This window comes from Streptococcus pneumoniae (assembly GCA_040719455.1).
Taxonomy (GTDB): domain Bacteria; phylum Bacillota; class Bacilli; order Lactobacillales; family Streptococcaceae; genus Streptococcus; species Streptococcus pneumoniae_G.
In genome coordinates this window covers 1800670-1816227 of record JBFDTN010000001.1, presented here as the reverse complement: position 1 = coordinate 1816227, position 15558 = coordinate 1800670, and the positions used below count along the sequence as shown (strand labels likewise).

11 protein-coding genes are annotated in these 15558 nt (G+C 42.7%); 1 reads left to right on the top strand and 10 read right to left on the bottom strand.

Annotated features, from left to right (window positions below; translation table 11 throughout):
- Positions 1-7: 7 nt before the first annotated feature.
- From rplC to AB1I63_08740, 6 genes are all read right to left on the bottom strand, one after another.
- A complete protein-coding gene (gene rplC, locus AB1I63_08765) occupies positions 8-634 on the bottom strand; it encodes a 50S ribosomal protein L3 (protein MEW4354940.1) in 627 nt (208 codons plus the stop codon).
- A 96-nt stretch (positions 635-730) separates the two neighbouring features.
- Positions 731-1039, bottom strand: a complete 309-nt coding sequence (rpsJ, locus tag AB1I63_08760) for a 30S ribosomal protein S10 (GenBank protein ID MEW4354939.1) — start codon at positions 1037-1039, stop codon at positions 731-733.
- 265 nt (positions 1040-1304) lie between these two features.
- Positions 1305-3446 carry an SEC10/PgrA surface exclusion domain-containing protein gene (locus AB1I63_08755; GenBank protein ID MEW4354938.1) on the bottom strand — a complete coding sequence of 714 codons (2142 nt, stop codon included), beginning with the start codon at positions 3444-3446 and terminating at the stop codon, positions 1305-1307.
- A 119-nt stretch (positions 3447-3565) separates the two neighbouring features.
- Positions 3566-4093, bottom strand: a complete 528-nt coding sequence (locus tag AB1I63_08750) for a phosphoribulokinase (GenBank protein ID MEW4354937.1) — start codon at positions 4091-4093, stop codon at positions 3566-3568.
- A gap of 105 nt (positions 4094-4198) precedes the next feature.
- Positions 4199-5338 (bottom strand): tRNA guanosine(34) transglycosylase Tgt, encoded by a 1140-nt coding sequence (tgt, locus tag AB1I63_08745; GenBank protein MEW4354936.1) that lies wholly within the window; start codon positions 5336-5338, stop codon positions 4199-4201.
- 92 nt (positions 5339-5430) lie between these two features.
- Complete coding sequence (locus AB1I63_08740) at positions 5431-5667, bottom strand: hypothetical protein (protein MEW4354935.1); 237 nt, start codon at positions 5665-5667, stop codon at positions 5431-5433.
- A 105-nt stretch (positions 5668-5772) separates the two neighbouring features.
- Between AB1I63_08740 and AB1I63_08735 the strand changes: the two genes are divergently transcribed.
- The gene (locus AB1I63_08735; protein ID MEW4354934.1) at positions 5773-6621 is read left to right on the top strand and encodes a DUF975 family protein; all 849 of its coding nucleotides are present in this window, start codon (positions 5773-5775) and stop codon (positions 6619-6621) included.
- A gap of 123 nt (positions 6622-6744) precedes the next feature.
- Here the strand turns inward: AB1I63_08735 and AB1I63_08730 are convergent, their stop codons facing one another.
- The 4 genes from AB1I63_08730 to polA form a co-directional block, all read right to left on the bottom strand.
- Positions 6745-11277, bottom strand: coding sequence for a G5 domain-containing protein (locus AB1I63_08730; protein MEW4354933.1), 4533 nt, complete (start codon positions 11275-11277; stop codon positions 6745-6747).
- 374 nt (positions 11278-11651) lie between these two features.
- The gene (locus AB1I63_08725; GenBank protein ID MEW4354932.1) at positions 11652-12152 is read right to left on the bottom strand and encodes a kinase; all 501 of its coding nucleotides are present in this window, start codon (positions 12150-12152) and stop codon (positions 11652-11654) included.
- Entirely contained in the window at positions 12152-12595 is a 444-nt protein-coding gene (locus AB1I63_08720) for a CoA-binding protein (protein MEW4354931.1), read from the bottom strand. The genes AB1I63_08725 and AB1I63_08720 overlap by 1 nt, the downstream gene beginning before the upstream one ends.
- Positions 12596-12789: 194 nt before the next feature.
- Positions 12790-15429, bottom strand: a complete 2640-nt coding sequence (gene polA / locus AB1I63_08715; GenBank protein MEW4354930.1) for a DNA polymerase I — start codon at positions 15427-15429, stop codon at positions 12790-12792.
- Between the last annotated feature and the right edge of the window lie 129 nt (positions 15430-15558).

Genomic DNA, 15558 nt, shown 5'->3' with positions numbered 1-15558 from the left:
TTCTTTATTATTTACCAGCTTTAACTGCTGATTTGATCGTGATAAGAGATTTCTTAGCACCTGGTACGTTACCTTTGATAAGGATAACGTTTTTCTCTGGAACAACTTGTGCAATTTCAAGATTTTGAATTGTCACGCGGTTGCCACCCATACGTCCTGCCAAGTGTTTGTTTTTAAACACGCGGTTTGGCGCAACTGGTCCCATTGAACCAGGACGACGGTGGTAACGAGAACCGTGAGCCATAGGTCCACGAGATTGTCCGTGGCGTTTGATAACACCTTGGAAACCTTTACCTTTTGAAGTTCCTGTTACATCAACAACATCTCCAGCTGCGAAAGTGTCAACTGTAATTTCTGATCCAACTTCCAAGCCTTCAATGTTTTTGAATTCACGAATGAAGCGCTTAGGAGCCGTGTTAGCTTTAGCTACATGTCCTTTAGCAGGTTTGTTGCTCAATACTTCGCGAAGGTCATCAAAACCAACTTGAACAGCGTTGTAACCATCTGTTTCAACTGTTTTTACTTGAAGAACAACGTTTGGAGCTGCTTCAACAACAGTTACAGGGATCAATTCGCCAGCTTCAGTGAAGATTTGAGTCATTCCCACTTTTTTCCCTAAGATTCCTTTTGTCATGAGAAAATGTTTCCTTTTCTATAAAGTTATTTCAAAAAGTTTTTAACGAGCGTTTTTTATGCTCAGACACATCTCTACGTTGTAGCGAGTGTTTGATTAAAGTTTGATTTCTACGTTAACGCCACTTGGTAAATCAAGTTTCATCAATGCATCAACTGTTTTTTGAGTTGGGTTCACGATGTCGATTAGACGTTTGTGAGTACGCATCTCAAATTGTTCGCGAGAATCTTTATATTTGTGAGTCGCACGAATGATTGTGTAGAGGCTACGTTCAGTTGGAAGTGGGATTGGTCCTGCAACTTCTGCACCTGTACGAGTAGCTGTTTCTACGATTTTTGCAGCTGCTGTATCAAGTGTACGGTGTTCGTACGCTTTCAAGCGGATGCGGATTTTTTTGTTTGCCATCTTTTTCTCCTTTTCGTCTATTTAAGATAATAGGCTAGCTCCACAAGAAAACCGACAGGTGATTGCGTGGCAATGCAACCGAGCGTGTCGCAACCTCTTGCATCAAAGCTACAACCGTATTTTTTTTACGGCACCATAGTAGAATAACACAAAGACCTAGAGATTGCAAGGACTTTGCGCAAATTTTTTAAAGAAATTTGATGAAATGGTTTTCTTTTTGAAGAGCAAGAAAAAACCTCCCTATTGAGGGAGGCGGTCAAATGATTTAACCTTGTTTCTTTTTGTATTGAGCGAGACCTAGTAAGCCTAGACCTAAGCCGATTAAGCTAAGGAAAGAAGAAGTCTCTCCTGTAGCTGGCAAAGCTGCTTTTGCTGTCGAAGCAGGCTTTTTCAAAGGTTTAGTAGACAATACTTGTTTGTTCATCGGAGCCATATAGCGTGATGGACGATATGTTGTCATCTCCCCTTCTTTTTTCTGTTTCAACTGTGCGTTGACCCATTCTTCAAATTTAGGCAAGATTTCCTTGTAAAATTCTAGGATAAAGGTTTCTTTGGCTAGCGCTTCTTCAGCCTCTGCTAAGGCTTGTTTCGCTTTTTCGAGTTCTTTTGCTAGTTTTTCTTTTGCAGTTGGATCTTGATCAAGCATTTCTGCTGCTTGTAAGGCTGCTTTTGCTTTTTGTACGTTAGCCTTTGCTGTTTCAACTTCTGCTTTTGCGGCTACTACTTTTGCAGCTACTTCATTACTTTGTTTCGTAACTGCTTGTAACGTAGCTTCCAGTTGGGCTAGTTCTTTTTCTTTATTAGCAAGTTCTGCCTGCGCTGCTGCTAAGGCTTCCTCTTGGGCTTTTGAGCTAGTCGTTGAATTCGCAACTGCCTTGTTTGCATTTGTCAAGCGAAGTTCAGCTTTTTCAAGTCCTTCTTGAGCTGCTTTTACAGCTTGTTTCGCTTTCTCTAAGGTATCTTTTAGAGGTGTGACATCTACGCTAGTTGCAGTAGAGTTTTCATAAGGGTTTGCAACAACTGTCCCATTATAGACCACTCCAAAACGATCTTTATAATCTGCTGAGTGCTCTACATATGACTGGCTAACTCCTGTGAAATGCAATAAGCTAAAGTCCTTGCTATTTGAAAAATCAATCCCAATGTAATCTTGTTTTGGCGCTACCTTCAATTTTCTTGTTGGCAAGTCAAGAAGGGCTTCTCCATCTGATTTCATGGCAAAAACAGATTGAACCAAGCTTTGATAGACCATACGATGAAGATCTTGTAGAGTTACTTGGGTTGAAACCTTAGAAATTGACAAGCGAAGATCGCTTCCTAAACTTGGAATCCCTACTTTATTAGCTGTTGTTTTGACATCCGCAAAATATCCATAAACGCTACCATCACTTGATTCTCGTAATTGATCAGCATGGGCTTCATAGTCTGCTACGACTAAGTCAGCCAATTTTACAGAATCAGGACTTACAACCAAGGCATTTGTTTGTAATTGTTTCCGAATAGGATTTAAAAGGCTCGCTGCATAGTGAGATAGATCTTCTACGATCGCTGCTGGAAGATTGGCTAGATCATAGGTCTTGCTGACATCCAATCCTTTTTCTTCTTTATAGGCATTCTTAGCAATCATGCTAGCTGCCATAGTTTGCAATTCTTCTTTAGCTGCTGATATTTTGTCAAAATCACGAGTATCCGCACTTTCTAAAGTTAGATAGGTTTCTACTTTATCAAGCCACGTTTGATCCACTTGAATGTCATTCTTTTGACTCTTCTGGCTATTTTGCTGATTAGCTGTATCTAACGCTGTTTGGGCTGCTGCTTGTTCTTTCTCAGCTTTTGTCAAACTAGCTTGGGCACCTTTTACTGCCTGTTGAGCATTTTTTTGCTCAGTCAAGGCTGCTTGATTGTCCGTAGAAACTTGGTTATCGCTCACTTTTTTGCGACTTGCTTCTACTTCTGCTTTTTTGGCATCCACTGCTTGTTGCACTGCTGCTTGTTCTTTCTGTTGCTTTTCTTGCTCAGAGACAAGGTTAGTCAATCCTTTTTCTAAATTTGTAACCTTTTCTTCTTCTGCTGCCACAGTTGCTTTTGCTGAGTTAATTTGCTCTTTTACTGCCGCAGGGTCTAGTTGAGCTGTTTCTTGAACCTTTTGCTCTAGGTCTGCTACTTGCTTTTGTTGCTTTTCTACTGCTGCTTGAGCTGCTGCAACTACTTTTTCTTGCTGAGCAACGTCTTGCTTCGCTTCTTGAAGCACTGCTGCAACATCTTCCTGTGCTTTTGCTTCATTGATTGCCTGTTCCAAGACTTTATCCATCTGCTCATCTGCATGGACTTCTTGATTAGCGGCAAGTCCAATCGCTGATGCAGAAGCCAGGGCTAATCCGCTCATGTAAATAGATGCTTTTTTCATATATCGTCTCCTTCGTTTGACTGCAAAACATATTTTAACAACAAATATATTATATCCCCCCCCCCTAATATATTTGTCAAGTTTTTTATAGAAAAACCTCCCTATTGAGGGAGGCGAAATCAAAAATAAGTATTTCTTTCTATTACAAACTGATTCTGTGATTGGTTAATGAGAATATCTGCTTGGGCTTGATAGGCTTCATAGTAAGCATGATACTGATCTCGTCGCTCTTTTTCCATCGCTCTGACAAAGTCCTCTTTACGATTGCAGTGGGCAACATCTCTCGTCAATCTTCTGGCTAGCGAAGTCTCCTCGTCCGTATAAAGGCAAATTCTCACATCAAACAAGGTAGAAGATAGAAACGAAACAGACATCCCTTCCACAATGAGAATTGGCTTTCCTCCTGACAAACGCTTGCTCGCTTGCCAGTCTTTTTCAATCGTCAAAATATCCAAGCCAGCTTGCAGCGCTTTTATATCGCGCTCTAAACTTCCCAATTCATGAGCGAGAGGCATACAGGCTGTCACTTTTTGATTTGGAAAGGTCCGAGGTGCTACTAAATCACGTAGTGAGCTATCTAGGACATAGACATCCGTCTCTAGTAGATTTGCCCTCTCTGTGCCAATCAAGCTCCAAAGTTCCTGCACAAGCACGCTTTTCCCTAAGCCTCCGTGACCATAGATCCCAATAGTTTGTAGATTGCCTTTATCATTTCCTGATAAAGGGTCTTTAGAAAGAGTTCTTTTCCATGATTAGAAATTCCGTTTTGAACTATTGTATCCATAGCGCTCGATAAAGTCTTCACGGAATTCCAAGAGATTGTCATCCATAATGGCTTGGCGAACATTTTTCATGAGCTTAATCAAGAAGTAGAGGTTGTGGTAGCTGGTCAAGCGGATCCCAAAGGTCTCATCTGCCTTGAGAAGATGACGGAGGTAGGCCCGTGTATAGTTGCGACAAGTGTAACAGTCACAATCATGGTCAAGTGGCGTGAAATCCTCTGCAAACTGGGCATTTTTCACCACCAAACGACCCTCGCTGGTCATACAAGTCCCGTTTCTTGCAATCCGTGTCGGCAAGACGCAGTCAAACATGTCGACCCCACGAATCACCCCATCAATCAAGCTATCAGGCGCCCCTACTCCCATGAGGTAGCGCGGTTTATTTTCTGGCAGAAGCGGAGTTGTGAAATCAAGCACGGCATTCATCTCCTCGTGTGATTCTCCAACTGCCAAACCTCCGATAGAGTATCCTGGGAAATCCATACTGACAAGGTCCTGAGCTGACTGGCGACGCAAATCTTCAAAACCTGCACCTTGCACAATTCCAAATAGACCTTGATCGTGCGGACGACGGTGGGCTTTCAAGCCACGCTCTGCCCAACGGCTGGTGCGTTCGATTGATTTTTTGACATAGTCATAAGGTTGATAAAACTGTGGACATTCGTCAAAGCTCATCATAATATCACTGCCGAGATTGTTCTGGATTGAAATCGCCTTTTCAGGTGAGAGGAACATTTTGGAACCGTTAAGGTGGTTTTTAAAGGTCACTCCTTCTTCGGTGATATTTCGACTATCTGCCAAGGAGTAAACTTGGAAACCGCCGCTATCTGTCAAAATCGCTTGGTCCCAATTCATGAACTTGTGGAGACCTCCTGCATGTGCAATCAGCTCATCTCCCGGACGAAGCCAGAGATGATAGGTGTTGGATAGGATAATTCCTGAACCCATTTCCTTAAGCTCTTCAGGCGACTGAGTTTTAACCGTTGCTTGAGTACCTACTGGCATAAACATAGGTGTTGGAAAGGTGCCGTGCGGTGTGATAATCTCGCCCAGACGCGCACCTGTGTGTTTTTCTTTTTTGATCAACCGATATTGAATAGGTGATGTCATCTTTTACCTCCGATTCTGGGAAAAACAGTCCCAGATCTTATTTTATAGCGCATTGAATAAAGAGTAGGATATCGTTCAGTCGCTTTGATGCACTAGAACCTGTATTCATAAGCGAAGTCTTCTAAGCGGGAGCTTATTTTACGATAATCAAGACGTTTTTTTTGAAGGAATACTGATTGTATTTCGAGAAAAAGTAACGATGAGTAGCGAAAAATAAGCCCTGAATAGAGTTGCTGAGCTGTGAATACAGGTTCTAAAGGGTTATCTGTAAGCTCCTTGCCTTGTCCTAGTCCTTTTTCAATCCACTGACCTTCAGTCAGCTTTGCCAACTGAGTCCTGTATGATTGTATCAAAAATCCTGTAAAATAGAAAGGGTTTTCCTTTCTATATGAAGACTTTATGATATACTAGAAGGTAAGAAATGGAGGTTTTCTATGGATATTTCTGCTATTCGAGCAGAAGCTCGTCAATTACAATCATCAGTAAAAGGTATCCGATTGCTCTTTTTAGCTCCGATTCTTGCCACTATCGGATCATCTCTTTTTAATCTTTTACATCCAACAACCATCAGTATCCAGCAGATTCTAAGCCCTAGCGTATTTTTCACTTTTTTGTTTAATCGTACGCTCTTTCCATGGGTCATGAATTTTGTCCTGTCTATCTTTATCACATCTGCATTCGCTGCTCTGCTAGAAGTGCTGCAGGGCAACAAGCAAGAAGTTCATTTCCAAGACTCCACTCGTGCTTTTCAAAGCGATGTCTTTGGACCTGTTTTTCTAACACTCTTGATTAAAGAAATCATGCTCTTTCTTTGGAGCATTCTTGCAACAATGGGAGCACTTCTCATGCTGTATGCCAGCATTATCATACTCAATATTGCATTTACCTATCCTGAGGGCATCCCGCTAGCTCAAGAAGGGCGTTTACAAGACATGAGCATGTATCTCGCTGCTGGAGTGATCATGATGATTATAGGACTAATCATCAGCATTCCGCAAAACTACGCCTACTCTCAAGTCGAATTTATCCTCTGCGACCAACTTAAAACTGGACACTATCAAGAGGCTTTCGCCATTCTAAGACAAAGTCGGCGCATGATGAAAGGGTATAAGGGCAGTCGATTCATCCTTGATTTGAGCTTCATCGGTTGGGCAATTCTATCAAGCTTTACCTTTGGTACTTTGTCCATCTATGTCTATCCTTATCGGTATGCCAGTCAAGTTATTTTCTATGAACGCTTGAAACATCAGGCGAGTCATCAACAACATAAAAAACGAGGTTAGGACAAAAGTCTCTAACCTCGTTCTTTTTATAACCTGAACAATTTGACCTAGTCAACCTTGCCAAGGGGGGACTACAAAATCGATTTCTTCGAAATCACGATTATTGTTCCGCTTCCTTTTTTATTATTTTTTCACGATTCTTTTTTTGCATTTGCTAAACCATGCTGCAATGCCTGCAAGGGCAATTCCAACTAGGGGTGCAAAGCTTGATTTCTCACCTGTTTTTGGTAGGTTATTTGATTTTTTCGCTGCTTTGGTAGATTTCGCACCACCGAGCATGCGGTCTTTTGCATCAGCATTTTTCTCTGAGCGTGGTGGAAGCGGACGAGTCTCATTTTGTCGTTTCACACCATCTTTATCAGATGTATCAGAGTTTCCTTTTGGTGCTTTAGGCATTTCAGGTTTTGGTGCTGGTTTATCCTTTTTCTCTTCTTTTGGAGTATTGGATTGACCTGCTTTGCTAGAATCCTCTGGCTTCTTCGAATCATTTCCTTTTGGTGCTTCTTCTTTTGGTTTCATTGGAGAAGTTTTAGGAGATTCAGGTGCTTTTGGTTGTTCTTTTTCCTTAGGTGCCTCTGGTGCTGGGATTTGTGGTTGCTCTGGTACAATCGGCGCTTCTGGTTCCATTGGCGATGGGCTCTCTGGTTGTGGAGCGGGCGCCGGAGTTTGCGGTTGTTCTGGCACTTGTGGTTGCTCTGGTACAATCGGTGCTTGTGGTTCCATTGGTGCTGGATTCTCTGGTTGTGGAGCAGGCGCCGGGGTTTGCGGTTGTTCCGGCACTTGTGGTTGCTCTGGTACAATCGGTGCTTGTGGTTCAATTGGCGCTGGATTCTCTGGAGCTGGAGCGGGCGCCGGAGTTTGCGGTTGTTCTGGCACTGGTGGTTGCTCTGGTACAATCGGCGCTTGTGGTTCAATTGGCGCTGGAGTTTCTGGTACTTGGGGTTGCTCCGGCACAATCGGCGCTTGTGGTTCAATTGGCGCTGGATTCTCTGGTTGTGGAGCAGGGGCTGGGGTTTGCGGTTGTTCCGGTACTTGTGGTTGCTCTGGTACAATCGGTGCTTGCGGTTCCATTGGTGCTGGGGCGGGCGCCGGGGTTTGTTCTGGTTCCATTGGTGGGGTTTCCGGAACAATCGGTGCTTGTGGTTCAATTGGCGCTGGGGCAGGTGCTGGAGTTTGTTCTGGTTCCATTGGTGGGGTTTCTGGCACAATCGGCGCTTCTGGCTGAGGAGTCGGTGCTGGAGTAACTGGTGGCGCTGGTACGGGCGCTTTTGTTCCAACTTCGACAATCTGAGTGACCGCTTCTTTAGTCACTGTCTCAGACAATACTTTCCGTGAAAGCTCCTTATCACCTTGCGTTTTGATTTCTTCAATAATCGTACGAATACCATTTACACCTGGTACTTTAATTCTACGCTCACCTTGTGGAAGTTCTGGATTGAGTTCTTCTTGTTCTGTGAATGGAATTTCCTCACTGCGTGCTTCCTGAATGGTTTTAATCGCTGGGGTGAGTGGTGTTTGAGGTACAGATGGTTTGACTTCTTTCGTACCAACTTCGACAATCTGTGTCACTGCTGGTTTGGTAATCATCTCGGAAATCTTAGTCCGTGAGAGTTCCTTGTCGCCTTGAGTTTTCACTTCTTCGACAATGGTTTTGATTCCTTTCACACCTGGCGTTGTAACTTTACGCTTGCCTTTTGGTAGGTTTGGATTTTCTCCCACTTTTTCCTCGAATGGAAGTTCTTCGGTCTTCGTTTCCTTAGTGGTCTTGATTGCTGGGGTGAGCGGTGTCAATGGTACAGATGGTTTCACTTCTTTGGTGCCAACTTCGACAATTTGTGTCACTGCTGGTTTAGTAACCATCTCTGAAATCTTAGTCCGTGAGATTTCCTTGTCGCCTTGCGTTTTCACTTCTTCGACAATCGTTTTGATCCCTTTCACACCTGGCGTTGTAACTTTACGCTCACCTTTTGGTAGGTTTGGATTTTCAACCACTTTTTCCTCAAATGGAAGTTCTTCGGTCTTTGTTTCCTTAGTGGTCTTAATCGCTGGGGTGAGCGGTGTCAATGGTACAGATGGTTTCACTTCTTTGGTGCCAACTTCGACAATTTGTGTCACTGCTGGTTTAGTAACCATCTCTGAAATCTTGGTCCGTGAGAGTTCCTTGTCGCCTTGCGTTTTCACTTCTTCGACAATCGTTTTAATCCCTTTCACACCTGGGGTGGTAACTTTACGCTCACCTTTTGGTAAGTCTGGATTTTCAACCACTTTTTCCTCGAATGGAAGCTCTTCGGTCTTCGTTTCCTTAGTAGTCTTGACTGCTGGTGTTAGCGGGGTAAGCGGAGTGCTGTGCTCTGCTTCTAATTTTTCATAGATGTCGTTAAATTTCTTTGCTTTTGGATAGATATCATCTTTCAAGAAATGTCTAAAATCAGCAAATTTCCCTGTTTCAATGGTTGCCCAGGGACTTCCTGTAAACATGGATTTAATGACGTCTTCTAACTCTTTATTTTCTGGATACTGGCGGCGTTTTTGCTCAAGTTCACGCGCAAGTCTCTCCACCTCTCCAAACTGTGTCACAAAGTAAAGATGTTCTCGAATCTGATAAAGTCGGTTATCATCGTAGTCATCTGTTGGCTTCAAATTTTCAAAAGCCTTTGTATAAGGTTTTAATAAGTCCTTGATGTACGGCCATGTCTCGATACTTGTTCCATAAAGATTTTTATCTTTTAACTCTGGCAGGGTATCTAAAACTTTAAGAATTTCTTTCGCCTTTTTAAGCGTTTCTTTTTCTTCCGCTTTTAAATCTTCGATATTTTTCTTCTTAGCATCTGCCAAGACAGCATCTAGCTGTTCTACGGTCTGCGCTTGCTCTACGCGGTCATTCAACTCAGAGCGGTGGTCTTCTGTCAAAAAGCCTAATTTTTTGATTTCTTCTGTCAGTGCTTGACGTTTATCGATGATTGGTTTGTTGTTTGCTGCTTTTTCGTTTGCTTCACGCAAAATCGCATCAACTTCCTCTACACTTGAAGCCTTTTCCACACGTTCCAAATATCCTGAACGCTCATCGGGTTCCAAGTCGTTTTTACCTGACAATTCTTTCTTAGCAGCTTCTTTTTTCGCCTTGAGATCCTCTTGGGCTTTTACTGCTTCCAATGCTTCTGCGTGAACCTTAGAAGCTTCTTCTGCACTTGTCGCATCTTGGATTCTCTGTAAATAGCTATTTCTGACGTTCGTTGGTAGTGGAAGTTTTTTAACTGCCTCTAAAAGCGGTTTTTTATAATCAGGTAGGTTCTTTTTCTGATCAATTTCCGCTTGAATCATCTTGAATGTTTCGTTTAATTCTGTATAATCTCGTTTTTTCGCTGCTTCATCTATTTGTTTATAATATCTGTCCTTATCGGGATTACTTTCCAGAAAAACTTTTGCATCTGCTACAAGCTTATCAAGCATTTTTTGGTAATCTTTTACAATTACATCTTTATCTGAAATGTCAGCTTGCAATTTTTTAATCTCGTCAGCAGTGACTCCTTGAAAGTCTTTTTCTACAAACTCTTTTAATTTAGCAAAATTATCTGTTTTATCTAAATCTTTATAACTTTTCGAAAGAATCCCTGTACCCCGTTTGTCATAATCCATCAAATCCATAAGTTGTTTATACAGGGTTTTGAGGTCATTTTGTGGTTTTAATGCTCTTTCTTGATCGAGCTTCTCTTGAATTTCTTTGAATTTTTGCTGCAAGGCTGCAACATCTTTTTGTTTGGCAACTTCCTCTAATTGATTGAGATAGTCTGGGTAGCTTCGTCCAAAAGTAGATCGGAAAGCACTCACAAGATTGTTGAGCACTTTATCATAATCAGTAGCCACATCCGTTAGGAGCTTGTTAAAGGCATCATCTCCCTCAGGTGCAAGCTCTTTCTTTAGCTTCTCAAGTGTAGCCTTATCAGCATTTCCTTTTTCAGCAAAATCTTTTAACTGTTGGAAATAGTCCTTTTTACTTTCAGGCTCATAGTAGTTCTTTTTAGTTAAGTTCAAGCTTTCATCGCCTACCACTGCCAACTCCTTGATTTGCTTGTACAAGGTTTTGAGGTCATTTTGCAGTTTTGGATCCGCAGTGTCCTTAGGCTGTTCTCTATCTTTTTGGATTTGCTTTGTAATATCACTGAATGCTTCCAGCAAAGCTCCTAAATCCTTTTTCCCAGCAGCTTCCTCTAGCTGCTTGGTATATTTTGGATCTGCATTCGCTATAAGATGCTTATAATTATCTAAAGCATCTGCAAACCGTGTGTCATAATCAGCAGCTACATCAGCTAGGAACTGTTCAAATTCTTCTTTCTTTCTATCAGGATCACCGCCAACAGTAATCTGGCTAATCAAAGCTGAAATATCGACTGAGTCCACTGTCTCTTTCTCAACAAATGCTTTTAGTTCGTTAAAATAAGGTTTTTTAACCTCGTCCTTATAATTTTTCTTCAACCCTTGGCTTTGATTATACTGTCTCTCCAAATCAGTAATTTGCTTATACAAGGTTTTTAATTGATTTCTCACTTGAGTATGTTGGTCTAGCACTTCTGCAGACACCTGCACAATAGGAGAATGTTGAGGTACGGCTGATAAAATAGCCAAGCTAGCTGCTGCTAGACAAAGTTGTTTCTTCATATCTACGTCTCACTTTCTAGGTTCCAATGAACCACCTTTGTTAAATCGCTCTCATTATACATCAAAAGCACCCCTCAAACAAACATAGACAAAACACAGATGATAGCATTTTCATAGACCTTTTGAATAAGTATAGACGGAACATAGATAACGTTCTCATAATACGAACAATACTCTCGTTATTCTAGGCGCAAGAGCTATTTTCACGGACAATATCAGCGATGTATGCTTTTTGTAAATTTTAGAAACAAACAAAAAAGACTGGGAAAAGCCCCAGACTTCATTCTATTTGATAGATGTAACCATTTGATGCTGTCTTATTTGAACAGAATAACTGAAAACTAGATAACGATAAAACATTAACCATCAACATTCTACAAATCATAGTCTATCCTTTGACAAATCCGCTTCATAGCCATCTCAAGGCTCACCTCAGCGGTGAGGAACTCTTCCTCTTCCCAACCGAGATAGTCCTTCTCCACCCACCAGCGCTTCATGTCTGCTGCGGTAAAGTCGTCTTTTTTATCTCGAGTGGCGTGGCGTTTGACCGTCTCTTCAAACGGTAAGTCATAATAATAGGGAAAGACACGCGGAGCAAAGAGCGTGCGCAAGCGCTCCAGCATTTCCCCATAGACTGCTGTCTCATAAAAGCCCTCAATAATGACCAGTAGATCCTTCTCATACCCAAAGCGGGCTATGGTCTCGGTCAGAGAGATGGAGAGATTATCTGGCTCTACCTTTTCTCTCAGCATGGTTCTTCGGACATTGTCTTGCGAGATGACGAGGGTTCTACGCCCATAGTGATCTTGCAGCGCTTGAGCGAGGCTTGATTTACCCGAGCCAGAATTGCCACGAATGATGACAAGGGTCGCCATTAGCTCGCAAATCCTTCCATCAGGCGAGCATACTCTCGCTTGATACAGCGGTTCATGACCACATCTTTTCGTCCAGCTGCTTGTAAAATCGCTCCTGCTTCCTCACTTTGTAAGTCTAGTTGCGCCCAAAAGACTTGAGCATCACTCTCTACAAACTCACGCGCCACATCTGGCAAAAACTCACTTCTGCGAAAGACATTGACAATATCAATCGCAAGTGGAATATCCGCTAGGCTGGCATAGACTTTCTCCCCTAAAATCTCACCGTCTGCTAATCGAGGATTGACAGGGATAATCTGATAGCCCATGTCCTGCATAAACTTGGAGACGCGCTTGCTCACTGCACTATCTCTATCTGACAAGCCAACCACCGCAATGGTCTTGCTGTTTGCGAGATAGCTTCTCACTTGTTCGTCTGTTGGATTTTGAAATTCGTACATGATATTTCCTCCTTTTCTTCTATTATATCATAGATGAAAAGGGTTTCCATCTCAAAAGGCAAAAAGAAGAGCCCTTACGGACTCCTCTTTCGGAGATTATTATGAAAAAGTTTAGGATGTTATCAAAATAAAGTTAGGAGGTCTTTATTTGATGGTATTAGTATAACGCAGCTAGCTTAAATAAAGCTAAAACGAGATTATTTTGCTTCATACCATGTTTTTCCTGCATTTTCATCGGCTTCTAAAGGCACAGACAGCTCAATCGCTGCTTCCATAATGTCCTTGACGAGCTTACGCACGCTTTCTAGCTCTTCATTTGGTACTTCAAGGACGATTTCATCGTGTACTTGCAGTAACATGCGGGTTTTAAAATTGCCCTCAACCAATGCCTTATCCAAAGAAATCATGGCTATTTTCAAAATATCAGCCGCACTTCCTTGAATCGGTGAGTTGATTGCCGTTCTCTCCGCAAAACTCCGCACGTTGAAATTCCGTGAATTGATGTCAGGAATTTCTCTGCGACGGTGAAAGAGGGTTTCGACATAGCCCTTGTCTTTTGCCTCACGCACGACATTTTCCATGTATTCCTTGATTTTCGGATAGCGTTCAAAGTACATGTCAATGTAGGATCTTGCCTCTTGGCGCGTGATTCCAAGGTTATTGGACAAGCCAAAATCAGAAATCCCATAGACCACGCCAAAGTTAACAGCCTTGGCATTGCGGCGGTCATTTGGTGTTACGTCCTCGGCTTTTTCAATGCCAAAGACCCGCATGGCAGTTGAGGTATGGATATCCGCTCCGTGATTAAAGGCGTCAATCAAATGCTCATCTCCTGAGATGTGCGCCAACACGCGCAATTCAATCTGCGAGTAGTCCGAGCTAAGAAGCACACTGTCCTCCCACTCTGGCACAAAGGCTTTTCGAATCAAACGCCCTTGCTCAAGGCGGACAGGGATATTTTGCAGATTGGGGTCAATACTTGACAGACGACCTGTCTGGGTCAAATCCTGCACATAGCGCGTATGGATCTTTCCATCGTCTAATATCGAGTCTTGCAGACCAATGACGTAAGTCGATTGGAGTTTTGCTATCTGGCGATATTCCAAAATCTTTGCCACGATTGGGGCGATTGGGGCTAAGCGCTCTAAGACATCAACGGCTGTCGAATAACCTGTCTTGGTTTTTTTCGTCATCTCGAGCGGCAGACCTAGCTTTTCAAAGAGAATCACGCCTAGTTGTTTTGGTGAGTTGATGTTAAATTCCTCGCCAGCCATGTCATGGATTTCTTGAGTGAGGCGCTCTAAGACTACCTCATTTTCTGCTTGCATATCTTGCAGCGTTGCTTTTTCCACGCGAATCCCTGCAATTTCCATCTTGGCAAGTACATAGGATAGAGGTTGCTCCATCTCTTCTAACAGAGCGATTTGCCCATGCTCTTCTAAGGCTGCTCTCATCGGCTCTTCCGTCTCGACCAGTACGGCGACTTTTCTTGCTAAGTGAGCAAAGAGTAGCTCTTTTTCTGGCACCGCTTGCTTGGCACCACGACCGTAAAATTCCTCATCGGTCGGAAGCACAGTCGTACCGTACAAGCTCGCAATAGTGGAGATGGCATTGTCTTCGACGGTGGATAGCAGGTATTTTGCTAGGCGGCTGTCAAAAGCAGGCTGAGGAAGAGTGACTCCCAAGCGACTGAGCAGAACTTTTGCACGTTTGAAGTCATAGACACAAAGCGCAGTATTCTCCAAAAATTCCTTGAAAATAGGTTGCGTCAAAAGATTCGTGTCATCACTGACGTAGATTTTTTCAGCATTTCCCCAAGCAAAGCCAACCATCTCTTCTGTGTGGTAGTTGTCCTTGATAAGCTCAAAATGGAAAAACTGGTCTTTCGATAGCATCTCTGCTCGAACCTCAGTAATCACCTCAAAAGCAATCTCAGTCGTATTCGTCGTTTCCTCAGCTGCATTCATGGCTTTTTTGAGCTGGGTGAAGCCCATTTCATCGTAGAAACGCCCAAGCTCCTCAATCTTCGGACCATGGTAAGCCAAGTCACTCAGCCCAATCTCAATCGGCGCCTGTGTATCAATAGTTGCAAGCGTCTTCGACAAAAAGGCAATGTCCTTATCATTGATGAGATTTTCTTTCATCTTGGATTTCTTCATATCCTCAATTTGCTCATACAGCCCCTCTAGGCTACCATATTCCTTGAGCAATTTCAGACCTGTTTTTTCTCCGATTTTGGTCACACCTGGGATATTATCGGACGAATCCCCCATAAGCGCTTTTAGGTCGATAAATTGGGCAGGAGTAATTCCCATTTTTTCCATCAGATAGCTAGGAGTAAAGGCTTCAAACTCTGCCACCCCTTTTTTAGAAATCTCAACCACCGTATGCTCATCTGTCAGCTGAATCAAGTCCTTGTCTCCACTGACGATAGTCACTGAAAAGCCATCAGCTTCTGCTTGTTTCGCCAAAGTTCCGATGATGTCATCGGCTTCGTATTGCTCTAGGTCATAGTGCTTAATTCCTAGTACTTCAATCATCTGGCGAATAAAGGGAAATTGCTCTCGAAATTCGTCTGGCGTCTTGGCACGACCACCCTTGTAGTCAGCATACATCTCTGTCCGAAACGTCGTTTTCCCTGCATCAAAAGCCACTAAAATATGGCTGGGTTGAATCCGCTCCAAGAGATGATGAAGCATGAGATGAAAGCCATAAATCGCATTGGTATGCAGACCATTCGGACTCTTAAACCGATCAATCTGCTGATAAAGGGCAAAAAATGCCCGAAAAGCGACGGAAGACCCGTCAATGAGTAGTAATGTTTTCTTATTTTCCATAGGACTATTATCTCACATCTGATACATAATTGTCCACTCACCTGTTACCTATCTTTATCAAATCAAGATTTCTCCCGACATTCTAAATCTCTTACCATTATCAAAATAATCGACTGGATTGTTATATGT

What these genes read in the sequence shown, in the direction of transcription:
- rplC (MEW4354940.1), bottom strand. Translation starts at nt 634, where the DNA reads ATGACAAAAGGAATCTTAGGGAAAAAAGTGGGAATGACTCAAATCTTC.
- rpsJ (MEW4354939.1), bottom strand. Translation starts at nt 1,039, where the DNA reads ATGGCAAACAAAAAAATCCGCATCCGCTTGAAAGCGTACGAACACCGT.
- AB1I63_08755 (MEW4354938.1), bottom strand. Translation starts at nt 3,446, where the DNA reads ATGAAAAAAGCATCTATTTACATGAGCGGATTAGCCCTGGCTTCTGCA.
- tgt (MEW4354936.1), bottom strand. Translation starts at nt 5,338, where the DNA reads ATGACATCACCTATTCAATATCGGTTGATCAAAAAAGAAAAACACACA.
- AB1I63_08735 (MEW4354934.1), top strand. Translation starts at nt 5,773, where the DNA reads ATGGATATTTCTGCTATTCGAGCAGAAGCTCGTCAATTACAATCATCA.
- AB1I63_08730 (MEW4354933.1), bottom strand. Translation starts at nt 11,277, where the DNA reads ATGAAGAAACAACTTTGTCTAGCAGCAGCTAGCTTGGCTATTTTATCA.
- AB1I63_08725 (MEW4354932.1), bottom strand. Translation starts at nt 12,152, where the DNA reads ATGGCGACCCTTGTCATCATTCGTGGCAATTCTGGCTCGGGTAAATCA.
- polA (MEW4354930.1), bottom strand. Translation starts at nt 15,429, where the DNA reads ATGGAAAATAAGAAAACATTACTACTCATTGACGGGTCTTCCGTCGCT.